The organism is Streptomyces sp. NPDC028298, assembly GCF_055565895.1.
This window is the reverse complement of sequence record NZ_JBVHTL010000002.1, coordinates 1,034,291-1,049,891: the sequence shown is the minus strand read 5'-3', so window position 1 is coordinate 1,049,891 and position 15,601 is coordinate 1,034,291. Positions and strand designations below refer to the sequence as shown.

The 15,601-nt window shown below is 69.5% G+C and carries 12 protein-coding genes and 2 tRNA genes; 10 read left to right on the top strand and 4 right to left on the bottom strand.

Annotation, left to right across the window (positions count from 1 at the left end; translation table 11 throughout):
• The first annotated feature begins 45 nt into the window (after positions 1-45).
• Positions 46-855 (top strand): Fpg/Nei family DNA glycosylase, encoded by an 810-nt coding sequence (locus ACZ4TO_RS13135; protein ID WP_468024177.1) that lies wholly within the window; start codon positions 46-48, stop codon positions 853-855.
• A 49-nt stretch (positions 856-904) separates the two neighbouring features.
• Here ACZ4TO_RS13135 and ACZ4TO_RS13130 read toward each other — a convergent pair whose 3' ends face one another.
• Positions 905-2,134 carry a GNAT family N-acetyltransferase gene (locus ACZ4TO_RS13130; RefSeq protein ID WP_468024176.1) on the bottom strand — a complete coding sequence of 410 codons (1,230 nt, stop codon included), beginning with the start codon at positions 2,132-2,134 and terminating at the stop codon, positions 905-907.
• 171 nt (positions 2,135-2,305) lie between these two features.
• Between ACZ4TO_RS13130 and ACZ4TO_RS13125 the strand changes: the two genes are divergently transcribed.
• A complete protein-coding gene (locus ACZ4TO_RS13125; RefSeq protein ID WP_382782569.1) occupies positions 2,306-3,478 on the top strand; it encodes a PP2C family protein-serine/threonine phosphatase in 1,173 nt (390 codons plus the stop codon).
• A 58-nt stretch (positions 3,479-3,536) separates the two neighbouring features.
• Complete coding sequence (locus ACZ4TO_RS13120; protein WP_385045146.1) at positions 3,537-3,992, top strand: HD domain-containing protein; 456 nt, start codon at positions 3,537-3,539, stop codon at positions 3,990-3,992.
• 135 nt (positions 3,993-4,127) lie between these two features.
• On the opposite strand, the gene ACZ4TO_RS13115 is transcribed toward ACZ4TO_RS13120, so the two are convergent.
• Positions 4,128-5,312, bottom strand: a complete 1,185-nt coding sequence (locus tag ACZ4TO_RS13115) for an acyltransferase family protein (RefSeq protein WP_382782566.1) — start codon at positions 5,310-5,312, stop codon at positions 4,128-4,130.
• A gap of 644 nt (positions 5,313-5,956) precedes the next feature.
• Here ACZ4TO_RS13115 and ACZ4TO_RS13110 point away from each other — a divergent pair.
• Complete coding sequence (locus tag ACZ4TO_RS13110; RefSeq protein WP_103551386.1) at positions 5,957-6,151, top strand: hypothetical protein; 195 nt, start codon at positions 5,957-5,959, stop codon at positions 6,149-6,151.
• A 214-nt stretch (positions 6,152-6,365) separates the two neighbouring features.
• Here ACZ4TO_RS13110 and ACZ4TO_RS13105 read toward each other — a convergent pair.
• Positions 6,366-6,439 (bottom strand) — tRNA-Gly (locus tag ACZ4TO_RS13105).
• Between the two features lie 151 nt (positions 6,440-6,590).
• Here ACZ4TO_RS13105 and ACZ4TO_RS13100 point away from each other — a divergent pair.
• The 5 genes from ACZ4TO_RS13100 (at position 6,591) to clpX (ending at position 11,594) form a co-directional block, all read left to right on the top strand.
• Positions 6,591-6,667 (top strand) — tRNA-Pro (locus ACZ4TO_RS13100).
• A 200-nt stretch (positions 6,668-6,867) separates the two neighbouring features.
• The gene (tig, locus tag ACZ4TO_RS13095) at positions 6,868-8,241 is read left to right on the top strand and encodes a trigger factor (RefSeq protein WP_382782562.1); all 1,374 of its coding nucleotides are present in this window, start codon (positions 6,868-6,870) and stop codon (positions 8,239-8,241) included.
• 501 nt (positions 8,242-8,742) lie between these two features.
• Entirely contained in the window at positions 8,743-9,348 is a 606-nt protein-coding gene (locus tag ACZ4TO_RS13090; protein ID WP_037618823.1) for an ATP-dependent Clp protease proteolytic subunit, read from the top strand.
• Between the two features lie 118 nt (positions 9,349-9,466).
• On the top strand, positions 9,467-10,147 hold the full coding sequence (locus ACZ4TO_RS13085; protein ID WP_382782559.1) for an ATP-dependent Clp protease proteolytic subunit: 681 nt from the start codon (positions 9,467-9,469) through the stop codon (positions 10,145-10,147).
• Positions 10,148-10,307: 160 nt separating this feature from the next.
• Entirely contained in the window at positions 10,308-11,594 is a 1,287-nt protein-coding gene (gene clpX / locus ACZ4TO_RS13080; protein ID WP_151471405.1) for an ATP-dependent Clp protease ATP-binding subunit ClpX, read from the top strand.
• A 192-nt stretch (positions 11,595-11,786) separates the two neighbouring features.
• Here clpX and ACZ4TO_RS13075 read toward each other — a convergent pair whose 3' ends face one another.
• Positions 11,787-12,752 carry a hypothetical protein gene (locus ACZ4TO_RS13075; protein WP_382782556.1) on the bottom strand — a complete coding sequence of 322 codons (966 nt, stop codon included), beginning with the start codon at positions 12,750-12,752 and terminating at the stop codon, positions 11,787-11,789.
• A 137-nt stretch (positions 12,753-12,889) separates the two neighbouring features.
• On the opposite strand from ACZ4TO_RS13075, the gene ACZ4TO_RS13070 reads away from it, so the two are divergent.
• Complete coding sequence (locus ACZ4TO_RS13070) at positions 12,890-15,514, top strand: valine--tRNA ligase (RefSeq protein WP_382782553.1); 2,625 nt, start codon at positions 12,890-12,892, stop codon at positions 15,512-15,514.
• Positions 15,515-15,601: the final 87 nt, after the last annotated feature.

Here is a 15,601-nt window from a genome sequence, read left to right as displayed (position 1 = left end):
GCCCGGGCCGCCGTCCGCCGGACGAGACAGACAGCAGGAGGAACGGTGCCCGAGGGGCACACCATTCACCGGCTCGCGGAGGACTACCTCGCCGCGTTCGGTGGCCGCGGCGTCCGCGTCACCAGCCCCCAGGGCAGGTTCGGTGACGCGGCGGCCCTCCTCGACGGATCGGTCCTGACCGAGACGCAGGCCCACGGCAAGCACCTCTTCCTCGGCTTCCGCCCCGAGTGCTGGATCCACATCCATCTCGGCCTCTTCGGCAAGGTCGGCTTCGGAGGCACGCCCGCCCCGCCGCCCACCGACACCGTCCGCCTGCGACTCGCGAACGAGACCGCGTACGTCGACCTGCGCGGCCCCACCACCTGCGCGCTGATCACGGACGACGAGAAACACGCGATACACGACCGCCTCGGCCCGGACCCGCTGCGCCCGGACGCCGATCCCGCCGCGGCCTACCGCCGGGTCTCCCGCAGCCGTACGACGATCGCCGCGCTGCTGATGGACCAGAAGGTCATCGCGGGGGTGGGCAACGTCTACCGCGCGGAGGTCCTCTTCCGGCACGGCATCGACCCGTACCGGGCGGGGAAGGATCTCGGCGCCACGGAATGGGACGCCATCTGGGCCGACCTCGTGGACCTCATGCGCGAGGGCGTCCGCAACAACCGCATCGACACCGTCCGGCCGGAGCACACCCCCGAGGCGATGGGCCGCCCGCCCCGCGTGGACGACCACGGCGGCGAGGTCTACGTCTACCGCAGGGCCGACCTGCCCTGCCACATCTGTGGCGGCGAGATCCGCACCGCCGATCTCGCCGCCCGCAACCTCTTCTGGTGCCCGGCCTGCCAGAAGGCCTGAGCGACCGCCGGGCGCCGGGCGCCCGGCGGACGGGAATCGTCGGACAGGCCTAGAACCCGTGCGGCAGCCACGGGGCGAGCGTCGACGTGAACGCCGTCGACGCCTCCGTCAGCGCTCCCTGCCGCAGTTCACGCACCCTGCCCGCCGCCGCCAGCGAGGCCAGCGACACACCGCCCAGATAGGCGGCCCCCAACTCCCGGACGCTCAGGGCGAGATCGGGAGCGTCCTCGGTCCGTGCGCACACCGCGCCCTTGGTGTCGCCGGTGAGCCGCCAACGCCCCTCGTTCCAGGGGCAGAAGGAGTCCTCGACCTCGAACACCACGTCCACCGGGGCCTGGTAGGCGCGCGCCTCCAGCGCCGCGCCGACCTCGACGAGCCGCACGTGCAGCGAGTCCTTCGTCCGAAGCTGGCAGCGGCGGATGTCGGAGACCATGTACTGCCAGGCGTCGTCCACGGGGCGACCCCGGGTCCGCAGCGTGGACGTCAGGTCGATGTCGAAGAGGAAGCGCCACAGCGCGGCCCGCACCGCCGGGTCCAGCCCCTCCAGATCCACCATCGCCACCGCGCCGTTGTGTCCGGCCGGACCCCACCCCGGCTTGACCCGGAAGCGCGTGTACCCCACGACCTCGCCGTCCCGCTCGGCGACGACGCACTGCAGCGGCGAGGCACCGTCGCGCTCGCTCTCGGGGTCGAGCAGCATGAGCCGCTCCCAGCCGGGCCGGCGCTCCAGCATCCCGGGCCGCAGCGGCACGAGCCGTGCGTACACCGCCTCGCACGCGTCCAGCACCTCGGCCGGCGCCGCGTAGCGCAGCCGTACGTCGTCCGTACCGGCCGGCACGGACAGCCGGACCCGGGCGGTGTCGATCTCCGCGCCGACGGACAGGGTCGCGATGCCGTAGCCGAAGCGCCCGTAGATCACCGGCTCCGACGCGACCAGGACGGCGAGCGACTCACCTCTGGCCCGTACGTCGTCGAGCTGGCGGCGCATCATCGCGGTCAGCACCCCGCGCCGCCGGTGCGTGGCCGCGACGCTCACCATCGTGACCCCGGCCGCGGGCACCGAGGCGCCGCCCGGCACCGTGACACGGAAGGAGAAGGCCCCCGCCGTGCCCACGCAGCTCTCCCCGTCCCACACGCCCAGCGAACGGTCGTACTCTGTGAGCGCGTTCCACAGCTCGCGCTCCTCGGACGACTCCGCCACACCTCCGAACGCGCGGATCAGGTTCTCGTACCATTCGTCCCAGTCGGCCTGCCGCAGCACCCGAACGTCAGTCGTCATAGCCCATGCCTACCAGGGCAATGCGGTACGAGCGAGGGAATTTCGCCCGTCCGCGGCGGCCCCCGGCGCGCACGCGCCGGCGCGGTTCTCTGTGAAGTTGAGCGCTCGGAGGGGGGACAAGTAGGACCTCCCGTGCCAAGCGCCTGGTCCGATGGATAGGGTCCCGAACTAATGGCAGCAGGACGAGGGCGGCGCGCCGCAGCCGATACGTTCACGGCCCGGTTGAAGATGCAATGGCACCGGGCCCGAACAGGGCTGCGCAGATCCGCCGTCGACTACTTCCGCGGGGACGGTTCCGACTGGATCGCCCTGGCCGGTCTGCTGATCATGATCCCGGTGATCGCCTCCACGACCCTGGTCAACTCGGTGTGGTGCTCACCCGCCGCCCTGGTCCTGCCGATCGTGGCCGGCGGCCTGCTGCTGCGGCCCGCCAGCCTGCTCGGGCTGTACGCGGCCGCCGCCACCGCGCTGATAGTGGAGTCCGTGAAGCTCGGCCCCTACACCGAGGGCCCCTCCCGGGTGACGCCCGGCGTGGTCCTGGTGGTCGCGGCCTGCGGCTTCTTCGGACTGCTGATCGCACAGTTCCGCAGCCGCGTGGGCGTGCCCTGGCGGCGCGGCGGCACCATGCTCTTCGACCTGCGCGAACGCATCCGCGTGCAGAGCAAGCTGCCGAAGCTGCCGGTGGGCTGGCACCGCGAGATGGCGCTGCGCCCGGCGGGCGGCCAGTCCTTCTCCGGGGACTTCGTCGTGGCCGCGCGGACGAACGGCGGCCGGACCCTCGAAGTCGTCCTGACGGACGTCTCCGGCAAGGGCATGGACGCGGGGTCACGCGCCCTGCTGCTGTCCGGGGCCTTCGGCGGACTCCTCGGCTCCCTGCCGCCGCACGCCTTCCTGCCCGCCGCGAACGGCTATCTGCTGCGCCAGGACTGGGACGAGGGCTTCGCGACCTCGATCCATCTGGTGCTCGACCTCGACTCGGGCGACTACGAACTCTTCTCCGCCGGACACCCGCCGGGCCTCCAGCTCAGCGCGGGCAGCGGCCGCTGGGAGGAGAAGGCCGCAGAAGGCCCCCTGCTCGGCGTGTACGACGGCGCCCAGTTCGACCCGGTGAAGGGCTCGCTGCGGCCCGGGGACGTGCTCATGCTGTTCACGGACGGCCTGGTGGAGACCGCCGACCGGGACATCGTCGAGGGCATCGACCGGCTCACCGGAGAGGCCGACCGCTATGTCGCCGGCGGCTTCCACGGCGCCGCCTGGCACCTCATCGAGGCGGTCGCCAGGGACGTCAACGACGACCGGGCCCTCCTGCTCATCTGCCGCGACGCCCTGGCCCCGGTCCGCTGACCGCCCCCGCGGTCCCCGCGACACGAGCCGCGGCCCGTACCGAGGAGACACTGATCGCGTGACCCGACCTCTCCTGACCCTCACCGAAGTCGAAGCGCTCGCCCGCGCGGCGCACGCGGCCCAGACCGACAAGGCCGGCCGGCCGTACGCCGAGCACCTCCAGGCCGTGGCGGACGGCGTCCGCGAGCGCGGCGGCGACGACGACCAGATCGCGGCGGCCTGGCTGCACGACGCCGTCGAGGACGACGCCCTCTCCGAGGAGTGGCTGGACGAGGCCGCGCTGAGCCCTCGTACGAAGGACATCGTGCGGGCGCTCACCAAGGCGGACGGCGAGGCCCCGGAGTCCTACGCCCGACGCGTCCGCACCACCCGGGGCGCCCTGCTGGTCAAGGCCTCCGACCTGGCCCACAACTCCGACCCGGGCCGCCTCGCCGTCCTCGACGAGCTCACCCGGGCCCGGCTCACGAGGAAGTACGCGACGATGCGCTCCCTGCTCGGACTGCCGCCGGGCTGAACGCCGACACGCGGAAGGGCGGGCCCGGATCGCTCCGGGCCCGCCCTTCTCGTACGCCTCTGACGCGCCTCTCGTCCGCCGACCGGCCTCGCGGCCCTCGGCCGGCCGGTGTCCGGCCGATCGCCCGCCGCGCCGCTAGACGCCGGCCTTGGCCCGCTCCCGGGCCGCCTGGGCCGGGTCCGGCTTGAACGCCCACGTCATCTTCGGCTCCATCGAGAACCGGAAGATCCGCTGGACCGGCCGGGTGCACAGGACGGTGACGAGCGCGGCCGCGAACACCGTCACGAGCACCTCGCCGAGCGGCTTGTGCAGCCACCCGTGGTCGAACCAGCCCCAGTACTCGGACGCCTTGACGACGAAACCGTGCAGCAGATAGCCGTACAGCGTGCCCGCGCCCAGCGCCGTGAACCAGAACGTGCGCCGCGGCACCCAGGCGAAGAAGCAGGCCGTGAGCACCAGCGAACAGCCGTAGAGCGCGAGCGTCATGACGACGCCGGCCCACCAGGGGGCACCCAGCTCCTGCGCGCTGTCACGGTGGAAGAACCAGGCGGTGTTCATCCGGGGCACCGCCCACCAGCCCACCAGCAGCGCCGCCGCGAAGACCGGCACCGACAGGACGCGCACCTCGCGGCGGCGCACCATCTGGAAGTGCTCGGGCTTCATGAACAGACCGAGGACGAAGAACGGCAGGAACTGCAGCACCCGCTGGAGGTCCAGGTCGTCACCGATCTCGGGCGAGACGGACGCGAGCAGGGCGAGGCACACCGCCACCGGGACCGGCCAGCGGACCACCTTCCACAGCGGGGTGGTCAGCCGCCAGATGAACAGCGCGACCAGGAACCAGGTGAGGTACCAGGGGTCGAGCAGGCTGATCGCCTGGTCCGGGTCGCCGCCGGCGAAGCGGTCGAAGAGCGAGTACGCCGTCTCGAACAGGACGTACGGGACGACCACGCCGGTGACCAGCCGCTTCAGCCGGTCGGGGCGCATGTCGAAACTGCGCGAGAAATAGCCGGAGATGATGATGAACGCCGGCATGTGGAAGGTGTACACGACCGTGTACAGCGCTTCCAGGACGCGGCTCTGCCCCTTCAACGGCTCCCACGCGTGACCCATGGCCACGAGCACGATCGCCAGGTACTTGGCGTTGTCGAAGAAGGCGTCGCGCTGCTTGGCGGGCTTGGCGCCCGGCGCGGTCTCCGGAGCGGTGCCCGCCGTCGCGGACGCCCGGGGGGAGCGCTGGCTCGGCACCGCGTCCACCGACTGCTGCGCCGGGGGGAGTGGTGATCTGTGGTGGCCGTGGGGTCGGAGCGAGTTGGTCACAGGCCCTCCCGCCAAGAACTCAGGGGGATGTTTCTGGACCTCGCTGCGCGATCGGGGGGAGTGGCGGCGTGGAACATCTGAGGCACCCTAGCGTCGTCTGTGCGTTCTCGTAAAACGCCCGATGTCATTCCTGCTTATCCCTCGCGCGTACCCCGGATTCGGAGATGTGTGCCTGCCGATCCGCAAGTGGTTCCGTATATCGATTCGCTTACCGGCGAAGAGTGTTCTGTCCTGATTCGTACCGACTTAGCGGTGCATAACGCCCGCGGGCGACTCCGGTCATATGTCCGGTTCGAGGGTCTTTGGTGGCCCGTGCGTCGTGTTCGCGGTGTGCCGGTGACAACAATTCGAATTACCTGCGAACAGGATGTGTGGACATGGCAACCGTTGCTGAGAATTCGCTGTGCAGGGCGTCTTCGAATTGCGTCACGGGGCAGTCTCCCCGGCGTGCTCCCGGGCGGCTCGGGCCGTGCGGTGCGGCGTGGTTCGGGTGGGGCACGGGCCCACTCCGGAGCCGGGCCCGGGCCAACGATGCGTCACCTGTCGCATACGAGTGGCCCGTTGGTGGCACGATGGTTCTGGCGGGGGTGTGCGGGGCTGCACTCCCGGGCCGGGAGCGGACCGACCGTAGGGTGTGATCAGTTGTGGCCATTTCGCTGTCAGTGGTGCTGCTGTTGGCGATCATCCTCGTGGTGTTGATCCGAGGGGGATCCATCAAGCCGGGGCCTGCCATCGTCGCGGTCCTCTTCGGCTTCTTCCTCGCGTCGACCGGTATGGCTCCCTCCATCAACCGGTTTCTCGACTCGATAGCGCAGACCATCAACTCGATCAGTTTCTGAACGGGACGCGGCGAAAAGCGTCCTCCGCCGGATCACGGACGAGGCGCCGCGCGGCCCACGCCGGGCGCGCGCCGGCGACCGCGCGCGCCGTCCGCGGACATCCGTCCGCCCGAAACTTCGACGGACCGGACCCGGAACTCCGGCAGAGCGGAAGCCCCCGGAAACGACGAGAGCCAGGCGGGGAATCCATCCTCCGGCCTGGCTCTACGTCATATGGAGCGGGCGACGGGAATCGAACCCGCGTAGCTAGTTTGGAAGACTAGTGCTCTACCATTGAGCTACGCCCGCACAGCATGCGCCGCAGGTCAGCGACCGCGGCACAGAAAGCATCGTAGCGGGTCGACGGCCCGCAACGCACACCCCGTTCCCGTCCGCGTCGGTGCTCGCGAAATGCTGCGGTCGCACTGCCTGCGGGCATGTACCCTACGTGTCGCACCGACGGGGTGTGGCGCAGCTTGGTAGCGCGTCCGCTTTGGGAGCGGAAGGCCGTGGGTTCAAATCCCGCCACCCCGACCACCGGCAGGGCCGCTCAGGATCCGCCCGGACAAGATCACCTTTTGGGGCGTGTACCGCCTGCGGTTACTATGCAAGCTGCGTGCCCGTATGTCTGCAGTGTTACGTCTCTCAAGGGCCGCTGAATCCGCCCAGGGCCCTGCCCGGCCGGCAACAGCACGCAGCAGAACCCCCCAAGAAGTCAGCCACAAGGAGACCGAACCGTGAAGAGCGCCGTGGAGACCCTGAACCCGACCCGGGTTCGGCTCACTGTCGAGGTGCCCTTCGAGGAGCTCAAGGACAGCCTCGACGCGGCGTACAAGAAGATCAACCAGCAGGTCACGGTGAAGGGGTTCCGGAAGGGCAAGATCCCGGCGCGCGTCATCGACCAGCGGTTCGGTCGCGGCGCCGTGCTCGAAGAGGCCGTCAACGACGCGCTCCCGAAGTTCTACACCGAAGCGGTCAACGAGGCTGAGCTGAACGTTCTCGGCCAGCCCGAGGTCGACATCACCGAGCTGAAGGACGGCGAGACGCTGAACTTCACCGCCGAGGTCGACGTCCGCCCGACCATCGAGATCCCGGACTACTCCGGCATCGAGGTCGAGGTCGACGCCATCGAGGTCAGCGACGAGGACGTCGAGAAGGCCGTCTCGGACCTGCGTGAGCGCTTCGCCTCGACCTCCCCGGTCGAGCGCGCCGCCCAGGACGAGGACGTCGTCACCCTGGACCTCGAGGCCAAGGTCGACGGAGAGGTCCTGGAGGACGGTGTCGCGAGCGGTGTCTCGTACACCATCGGCTCCGGCGAGCTGCTCGAGGGCATCGACGAGGCCGTGAAGGGCCTGGAGGCCGGTGGCGAGGCCACCTTCACCTCCGAGCTCAAGGGCGGCTCCGCCGCGGGCAAGGAGGCCGAGGTCACCGTCAAGGTCACCCAGGTCGCCGCCCGTGAACTGCCCGAGCTGGACGACGAGTTCGCGCAGCTCGCCTCCGAGTTCGACACCCTCGACGAGCTCAAGGCGGACAGCCGCAAGCGCCTCGAGAACATGAAGCAGTACGACCAGGCCACGCAGGCCCAGGAGCGCGTCCTGGAGAAGCTGCTGGAGCTCGTCGAGGTGCCCGTCCCCGAGAAGCTGCTCGAGGACGAGATCAACACCCGTAAGCACAACCTCGAGCACCACCAGCTCGGCCAGATGGGCCTCGACCTCGCGAAGTACCTGGAGATCCAGGGCAAGACCGAGGAAGAGTTCGACGCCGAGACCAAGGAAGCCGCGGTCAAGGGCATCAAGACGCAGTTCGTCCTCGACGAGCTCGTCAACAAGGAGAAGCTGAACGTCAACCAGGAGGAGCTCACCGAGCACCTCATGCGTCGCGCGGCCTCCTCCGGCATGTCCCCCGACCAGTTCGCCCAGGCGGTCGTCGAGGGTGGCCAGGTCCCGATGCTCGTCGGCGAGGTCGCCCGCGGCAAGGCCCTCGCGGTCGTCGTCGAGGCCTCCACGGTCAAGGACACCAACGGCGAGATCGTCGACCTGGACGACGAGGAGGACGAGACGGCCGAGACCGTCGAGGCCACCACGGAGTCCGAGGAGACCACCGAGGCCTGATCGCCTCAGCCTCAGCAGCAAGCCTTGACGGGCCCCCGGGGACTTCACGTCCCCGGGGGCCCGTCCGCTTACCCGGGAAGCCAGGAACCCCGGGGGACGTCTCGCCGAGGGCCCCACGGGCCGACCCAGGGGCGCGAGGAACTGCGCGAGCAACCCCCACGGCCCCCGCAGCCGCGATCCGCCCCCGGGGCTCACGGCGGGTGCGGCCTTCCGGGGGACTGGCAACGCCCCGAGCCGGTGGACGAGGGGCGCCCGGAGCCGGTGGACGAGGGGCGCCCGGAGCCCTGGTGAAGCCCGCGCAGCGCATGCGCTCACAGCGAACAGTTCCCTCTGCGGGATTCCCCGGAGGGACCCGCGCGTTAGGGTCCATGAATACGAGGGCAGGGGAGTCTCCGGACGCCGTCGGGAGGCGGCGCGGAACCCGGGGTCCCAGGCCCTGCAGAAGACGTGAGACGGCCCGGCGCCGTCGCAAGACGAGCAGGTGGATACGTGACGAATCTGATGCCCACAGCTGCCGGCGACCCCATCGGTGGTGGCCTCGGCGACCAGGTCTACAACCGACTGCTCGGCGAGCGGATCATCTTCCTCGGCCAGGCGGTCGACGACGACATCGCCAACAAGATCACGGCGCAGCTGCTGCTCCTTGCCGCCGACCCGGACAAGGACATCTACCTCTACATCAACAGCCCCGGCGGATCGATCACGGCCGGCATGGCGATCTACGACACCATGCAGTTCATCAAGAACGACGTGGTGACGATCGCCATGGGCATGGCGGCTTCGATGGGCCAGTTCCTCCTCAGCGCCGGCACCCCCGGCAAGCGCTTCGCGCTGCCGAACGCCGAGATCCTGATCCACCAGCCCTCCGCGGGTCTCGCGGGCTCCGCGTCGGACATCAAGATCCACGCCGAGCGGCTGCTGCACACCAAGAAGCGGATGGCTGAGCTGACCGCCTTCCACACCGGTCAGACCGTGGAGCAGGTCACGCGCGACTCGGACCGCGACCGCTGGTTCGACCCGATCGAGGCCAAGGAGTACGGCCTCATCGACGACATCGTGCCCACCGCTGCCGGGATGCCGGGCGGCGGCGGCACCGGGGCGTCGTAAGCCCCTCCAGCGCCCCCGAGGGCGGCGCGGGGCCTCTTCCCGCCCTCGGGTGGGGTCAGGCCCCCAGCGCGCCCTCAGCCGACCGCTCAGCCCTTTTCAAGGCTTTCCAGGAGACACAGTGAACGACTTCACCGGCAGCGGCCTCTACGCCCGCACGCAGGCCGAGTACACCGGTCCTCGCGCGGAGTCCCGCTACGTCATCCCGCGCTTCGTCGAGCGCACCTCGCAGGGCGTGCGCGAGTACGACCCGTACGCGAAGCTGTTCGAAGAGCGCGTGATCTTCCTCGGCGTGCAGATCGACGACGCCTCCGCCAACGACGTCATGGCGCAGCTCCTGTGCCTGGAGTCGATGGACCCCGACCGTGACATCTCGGTCTACATCAACAGCCCCGGTGGCTCGTTCACGGCCCTCACGGCCATTTACGACACCATGCAGTTCGTCAAGCCGGACATCCAGACGGTCTGCATGGGCCAGGCCGCCTCGGCCGCCGCGATCCTGCTGGCCGCCGGTACGCCGGGCAAGCGCATGGCGCTCCCGAACGCCCGTGTGCTGATCCACCAGCCCTACAGCGAGACCGGCCGCGGGCAGGTCTCGGACCTCGAGATCGCCGCGAACGAGATCCTGCGGATGCGCGGTCAGCTCGAGGACATGCTGGCCAAGCACTCGACCACGCCGATCGAGAAGATCCGCGAGGACATCGAGCGCGACAAGATCCTCACGGCCGAGGACGCGTTGGCCTACGGCCTGATCGACCAGATCATTTCCACCCGGAAGATGAACAACTCCGCGGTGGTGTGACGTATCGCTGTATCGTCTGCCGCTCCTTGGCACGGTTCACGACAAAGTGAACCGCGCCAAGGGGGGCCCGAACGAGGGGCTCGGCAAGGTACCGTCGGACATAAGGCAGCACCAGGAGCCGCTGGACCCAGGCGGCTCCCAGGCGAAGGGGAAGCACACCGTGGCACGCATCGGTGACGGCGGCGATCTGCTCAAGTGCTCGTTCTGCGGCAAGAGCCAGAAGCAGGTCAAGAAGCTCATCGCAGGCCCCGGTGTGTACATCTGCGACGAGTGCATCGACCTCTGCAACGAGATCATCGAGGAAGAACTCGCGGAGACGAGCGAGGTGCGCTGGGAGGAACTCCCCAAGCCCCGCGAGATCTACGAGTTCCTCGAGGGCTACGTGGTCGGCCAGGAGTCGGCCAAGAAGGCCCTCTCCGTCGCGGTCTACAACCACTACAAGCGCGTCCAGGCCGGTGAGAACAGCACGGGCCAGAACCGCGAGGACGCCATCGAGTTGGCGAAGTCCAACATCCTTCTGCTGGGCCCCACGGGCTCCGGCAAGACGCTCCTCGCCCAGACGCTCGCGCGCATGCTGAACGTCCCGTTCGCCATCGCCGACGCGACGGCGCTGACGGAGGCGGGATACGTCGGCGAGGACGTCGAGAACATCCTGCTGAAGCTCATCCAGGCCGCCGACTACGACGTCAAGAAGGCCGAGACGGGGATCATCTACATCGACGAGATCGACAAGGTCGCCCGTAAGAGCGAAAACCCGTCGATCACGCGCGACGTCTCCGGTGAGGGCGTGCAGCAGGCCCTGCTCAAGATCCTCGAGGGCACGACGGCCTCGGTGCCGCCGCAGGGCGGACGCAAGCACCCGCACCAGGAGTTCATCCAGATCGACACGACGAACGTCCTGTTCATCGTGGGCGGTGCCTTCGCGGGCCTGGAGAAGCTCATCGAGTCCAGGGCCGGCGCGAAGGGCATCGGCTTCGGCGCGACGATCCGCTCGAAGCGCGAGCTGGAGTCCAAGGACCAGTTCGAGGCCGTCATGCCGGAGGACCTGGTCAAGTTCGGCATGATCCCCGAATTCATCGGCCGTCTCCCGGTCATCACTTCGGTCCACAACCTGGACCGCGAGGCCCTCCTGCAGATCCTGGTCGAGCCGCGCAACGCGCTGGTGAAGCAGTACCAGCGCCTCTTCGAACTCGACGGTGTGGAGCTGGACTTCGAGCGTGAGGCCCTGGAGGCCATCGCCGACCAGGCCATCCTGCGCCAGACCGGCGCCCGAGGCCTGCGCGCCATCATGGAGGAAGTCCTCCAGGCCGTGATGTACGAAGTCCCGTCCCGCAAGGACGTGGCCCGCGTCGTCATCACCGCCGACGTGGTCCTGCGCAACGTCAACCCGACCCTGATCCCGAGGGACGCCCGCCGCGGCGGCCCGGGCGAACAGAAGACGGCGTAGGCACCAGCACCCAGGAACGAAGGGGCGCCCGGCGATCAGTTCGCCGGGCGCCCCTCTTTTCACGCTCGCGTTCTCTCCCGGTCCCGCGTGCTCCCGTGCGTACGGGCGCCCTGGCCGGAGCGGGGCGAACGCCCGTGCGGGGCCCGGCCGACCGGCCGGGCCCCGCACGTCGAACCTGTTCCGCGGACGGCGTCAGATCTTCTGACGGACGTCCTTGCGGAGCTTCGCGGCGATCTCGGCCGCGGACTCGGGCGTGCTGCCCTTGCCGGCCATCATGCTCGCGAAGTCGATCGGCATCACGAACCCGAGCGTGCTGTGGTCGCCCCAGATGCACACCGGCATCGTGAACTCCTTCGGCCCGGCGGCACCCGTGCTGGAGGAGTCGTTCTTGACCTTGATCTCCTGGCACTTGAGGACGGCACCGTCGAGCGCGCTCGGCGTGTACGCCTTCGGGCTGCCGACGAGCTCGCCGTCCTTGGTGCCTTCCTTCTCCTGGTTCGTCTTCATGTCGGCGAACATGTTGTCGACGGCCTTCTCGGGGTCGTCGATGGTTCCCCAGACACCGCCGAACGAGATCTGCTTCATCGCCAGCGGGTTGCTCTTGTCGCCCGACTGGTAGGCCGCGTTGACGTCCTTGGGGCTCTTCACACCCCAGCCCTCGGCGTCCTTGAGGTCGTCCTTGGTCATGCCGCCGCTGCTGTCGCTGCCGTCGGTGGACTTCTTGTACTCGCCACCGAGGACCGACGCGGGCGTCGTCAGCTTGTGCGGGCCGTCGTCCGCCACGTCGGAGCCGCTGCTGCCGCCGAGGACGAGGTACGCGCCCACCGCGATGGCCGCGACCACGGCCACGCCGCCGATGATCAGGGCCGTCTTCTTCTTGCCGCCGGACGGCTCGGGCGGCATCGGGACCGTGCCGTACGGAGGCTGCTGCCCGTAGGCGGGCGGCTGGCCGTACGGGGGAGTCTGCGGCGGCACGCCCGGCGCCTGCTGGGGATAGCCGTAGCCGGGCTGCGCGGGGGGAGCCTGCTGGGGGTAGCCGTAGCCGGGCTGAGGGGCGGGCGGCTGCTGGCCGTAGGGGCCCGGCTGGCCGCCCGGCTGACCGTAGGGTCCGGGCTGCTGGGGCTGCCCGCCGTACGGGCCCGGCTGGTTGTAGCTCATTTCTGGGTTCCCCTCCAGATGCCTTATGTGTTCCTGACATCCTGACGCACAGGTCGGACGGTCAAGTCCGCAGGGGGTGCACCGTTACGAAGTAATCCCGTTTCGGGACCGGGGCGTGACGCCTCTAAACTGATCCCGTGACCGAGAACGCTCAGCAGCAGCCATCAGAGCCCAACACCGAACTGCCGACCCAGTACGCGCCGGCCGATGTAGAGGGGCCGCTGTACGAGCGCTGGGTAGAGCGCGGCTACTTCGAGGCGGACGCGAAGAGCGACAAGCCTCCGTTCACGGTGGTCATCCCGCCGCCGAACGTCACCGGCAGCCTGCACCTCGGGCACGCCTTCGAGCACACCCTCATCGACGCCCTCACGCGCCGCAAGCGCATGCAGGGCTTCGAGACGCTGTGGCAGCCCGGCATGGACCACGCCGGCATCGCCACGCAGAACGTCGTCGAGCGGGAGCTCGGCAAGGAGGGCAAGTCGCGGCACGACCTCGGCCGGGAGGCGTTCGTCGAGCGCGTCTGGCAGTGGAAGGCCGAGTCCGGCGGGCAGATCTCCGGCCAGATGCGCCGTCTCGGTGACGGTGTCGCCTGGTCGCGCGAGCGCTTCACGATGGACGAGGGCCTGTCCCAGTCCGTCCAGACCATCTTCAAGAAGCTCTACGACGACGAGCTGATCTACCGCGCCGAGCGCATCATCAACTGGTGCCCGCGCTGTCTGACCGCGATCTCCGACATCGAGGTCGAGTACCAGGACGACGACGGCGAGCTGGTCTCCATGAAGTACGGGGACGGGGACGACGCGATCGTCGTCGCCACCACCCGTGCCGAGACGATGCTCGGTGACACCGCCGTCGCGGTCCACCCGGAGGACGAGCGGTACAAGCACCTTGTCGGCAAGCTCATCAAGCTGCCGCTGACCGACCGCTCCATCCCGGTCGTCGCGGACGAGCACGTCGACCCCGAGTTCGGCACCGGCGCCGTCAAGGTGACGCCCGCTCACGACCCGAACGACTTCGAGATCGGGCAGCGCCACAACCTGCCCAACATCGCCGTCATGGACGAGCACGCGGTCATCACGGTCCCCGGCCCCTTCCAGGGCCTGGACCGCCTGGAGGCACGCTCCGCCATCGTCGGCGCCCTGCGCGCCGAAGGCCGGATCGTCGCCGAGAAGCGGCCCTACAGCCACTCCGTCGGCCACTGCTCGCGCTGCAAGACCACCATCGAGCCGCGCCTGTCCATGCAGTGGTGGGTCAAGGTCGGCCCCCTCGCGAAGGCCGCGGGCGACGCCGTCCGCGACGGCCGGGTCAAGATCCATCCGCAGGAGATGGAGAAGCGGTACTTCGACTGGGTCGACAACCTCCACGACTGGTGCATCTCGCGGCAGTTGTGGTGGGGCCACCGCATCCCGGTCTGGTACGGCCCGAACGGCGAGATCGTCTGCGTCGGCCCGGACGACGAGGCCCCCACGGGCGAGGGCTGGCACCAGGACACCGACGTCCTCGACACCTGGTTCTCCTCCGGCCTGTGGCCGTTCTCCACGCTCGGCTGGCCCGAACAGACCGAGAGCCTCGCGAAGTTCTACCCGAACTCCGTCCTGGTCACCGGCTACGACATCCTCTTCTTCTGGGTCGCCCGGATGATGATGTTCGGCCTGTACGCGATGGACGGCACCCCGCCGTTCCACACCATCGCCCTGCACGGCATGGTCCGCGACCAGTTCGGCAAGAAGATGTCCAAGTCCTTCGGGAACGCGGTCAACCCGCTGGACTGGATGGACAAGTACGGCTCCGACGCGCTGCGGTTCACCCTCGCGCGCGGCGCCAACCCGGGCGTCGACGTCCCGATCGGCGAGGACTGGGTCCAGGGCTCGCGCAACTTCGCCAACAAGATCTGGAACGCCACCCGCTTCGCGCTCATGAACGGCGCGACGGTCGAGGGCGAACTCCCCGCCGCCGAGGAGCTGTCGGCCACCGACCGCTGGATCCTGTCCCGGCTGAACGCCACGGTCGCCGAAGTCGACGCCCTGTACGACGACTTCCAGTTCGCCAAGCTGTCGGACGCGCTGTTCCACTTCGCGTGGGACGAGGTCTTCGACTGGTACGTCGAGCTGTCCAAGACGACGTTCATGGCGGGCGGCGAGCCGGCGAAGGTCTCCGGCCGGGTCCTCGGCGAGGTCCTGGACGTCACCCTCCGCCTCCTCCACCCGATCGTCCCGTTCGTCACGGAGACCCTCTGGACCACCCTCACGGGCGGCGAGTCGGTCGTCGTCGCCGAGTGGCCGACCGACTCCGGCTTCCGTGACACCGCCGCCGAGCAGGAGATCGAGAAGCTCCAGCAGGTCATCACGGAGGTCCGCCGCTTCCGCGCCGACCAGGGCCTCCAGCCCGGCCAGCGGGTCCCGGCCCGGCTGACCCTCGACGGGACCGCGCTGGCCCCGCACGAGGCGGCCATCCGCCAGCTCCTGCGGCTCCAGCCGGAGGGCGAGGGCTTCTCGGCCACGGCGACGCTGCCGGTGGCGGGTGCCACGGTCGCGCTCGACCTGTCGGGCACGATCGACGTCGCCGCCGAGCGCAAGCGTCTGGCCAAGGACCTCGCCGCCGCCGAGAAGGAGAAGGCCCAGGCCAACGCCAAGCTCGGCAACGAGGCGTTCCTCGCCAAGGCGCCGGACAACGTCGTGGACAAGATCCGCGGGCGGCTCGCCAAGGCGGACGAGGACATCGCCCGCATCCAGACCCAGCTGGAGCGCCTGCCCGAGGCGTAGCCCGCCCCGACGCAGATGAAGGCCCCCGGAACCATCCAGTTCCGGGGGCCTTCCGCCGTACACGACAGACTTTCTTCGCCCCCTCCG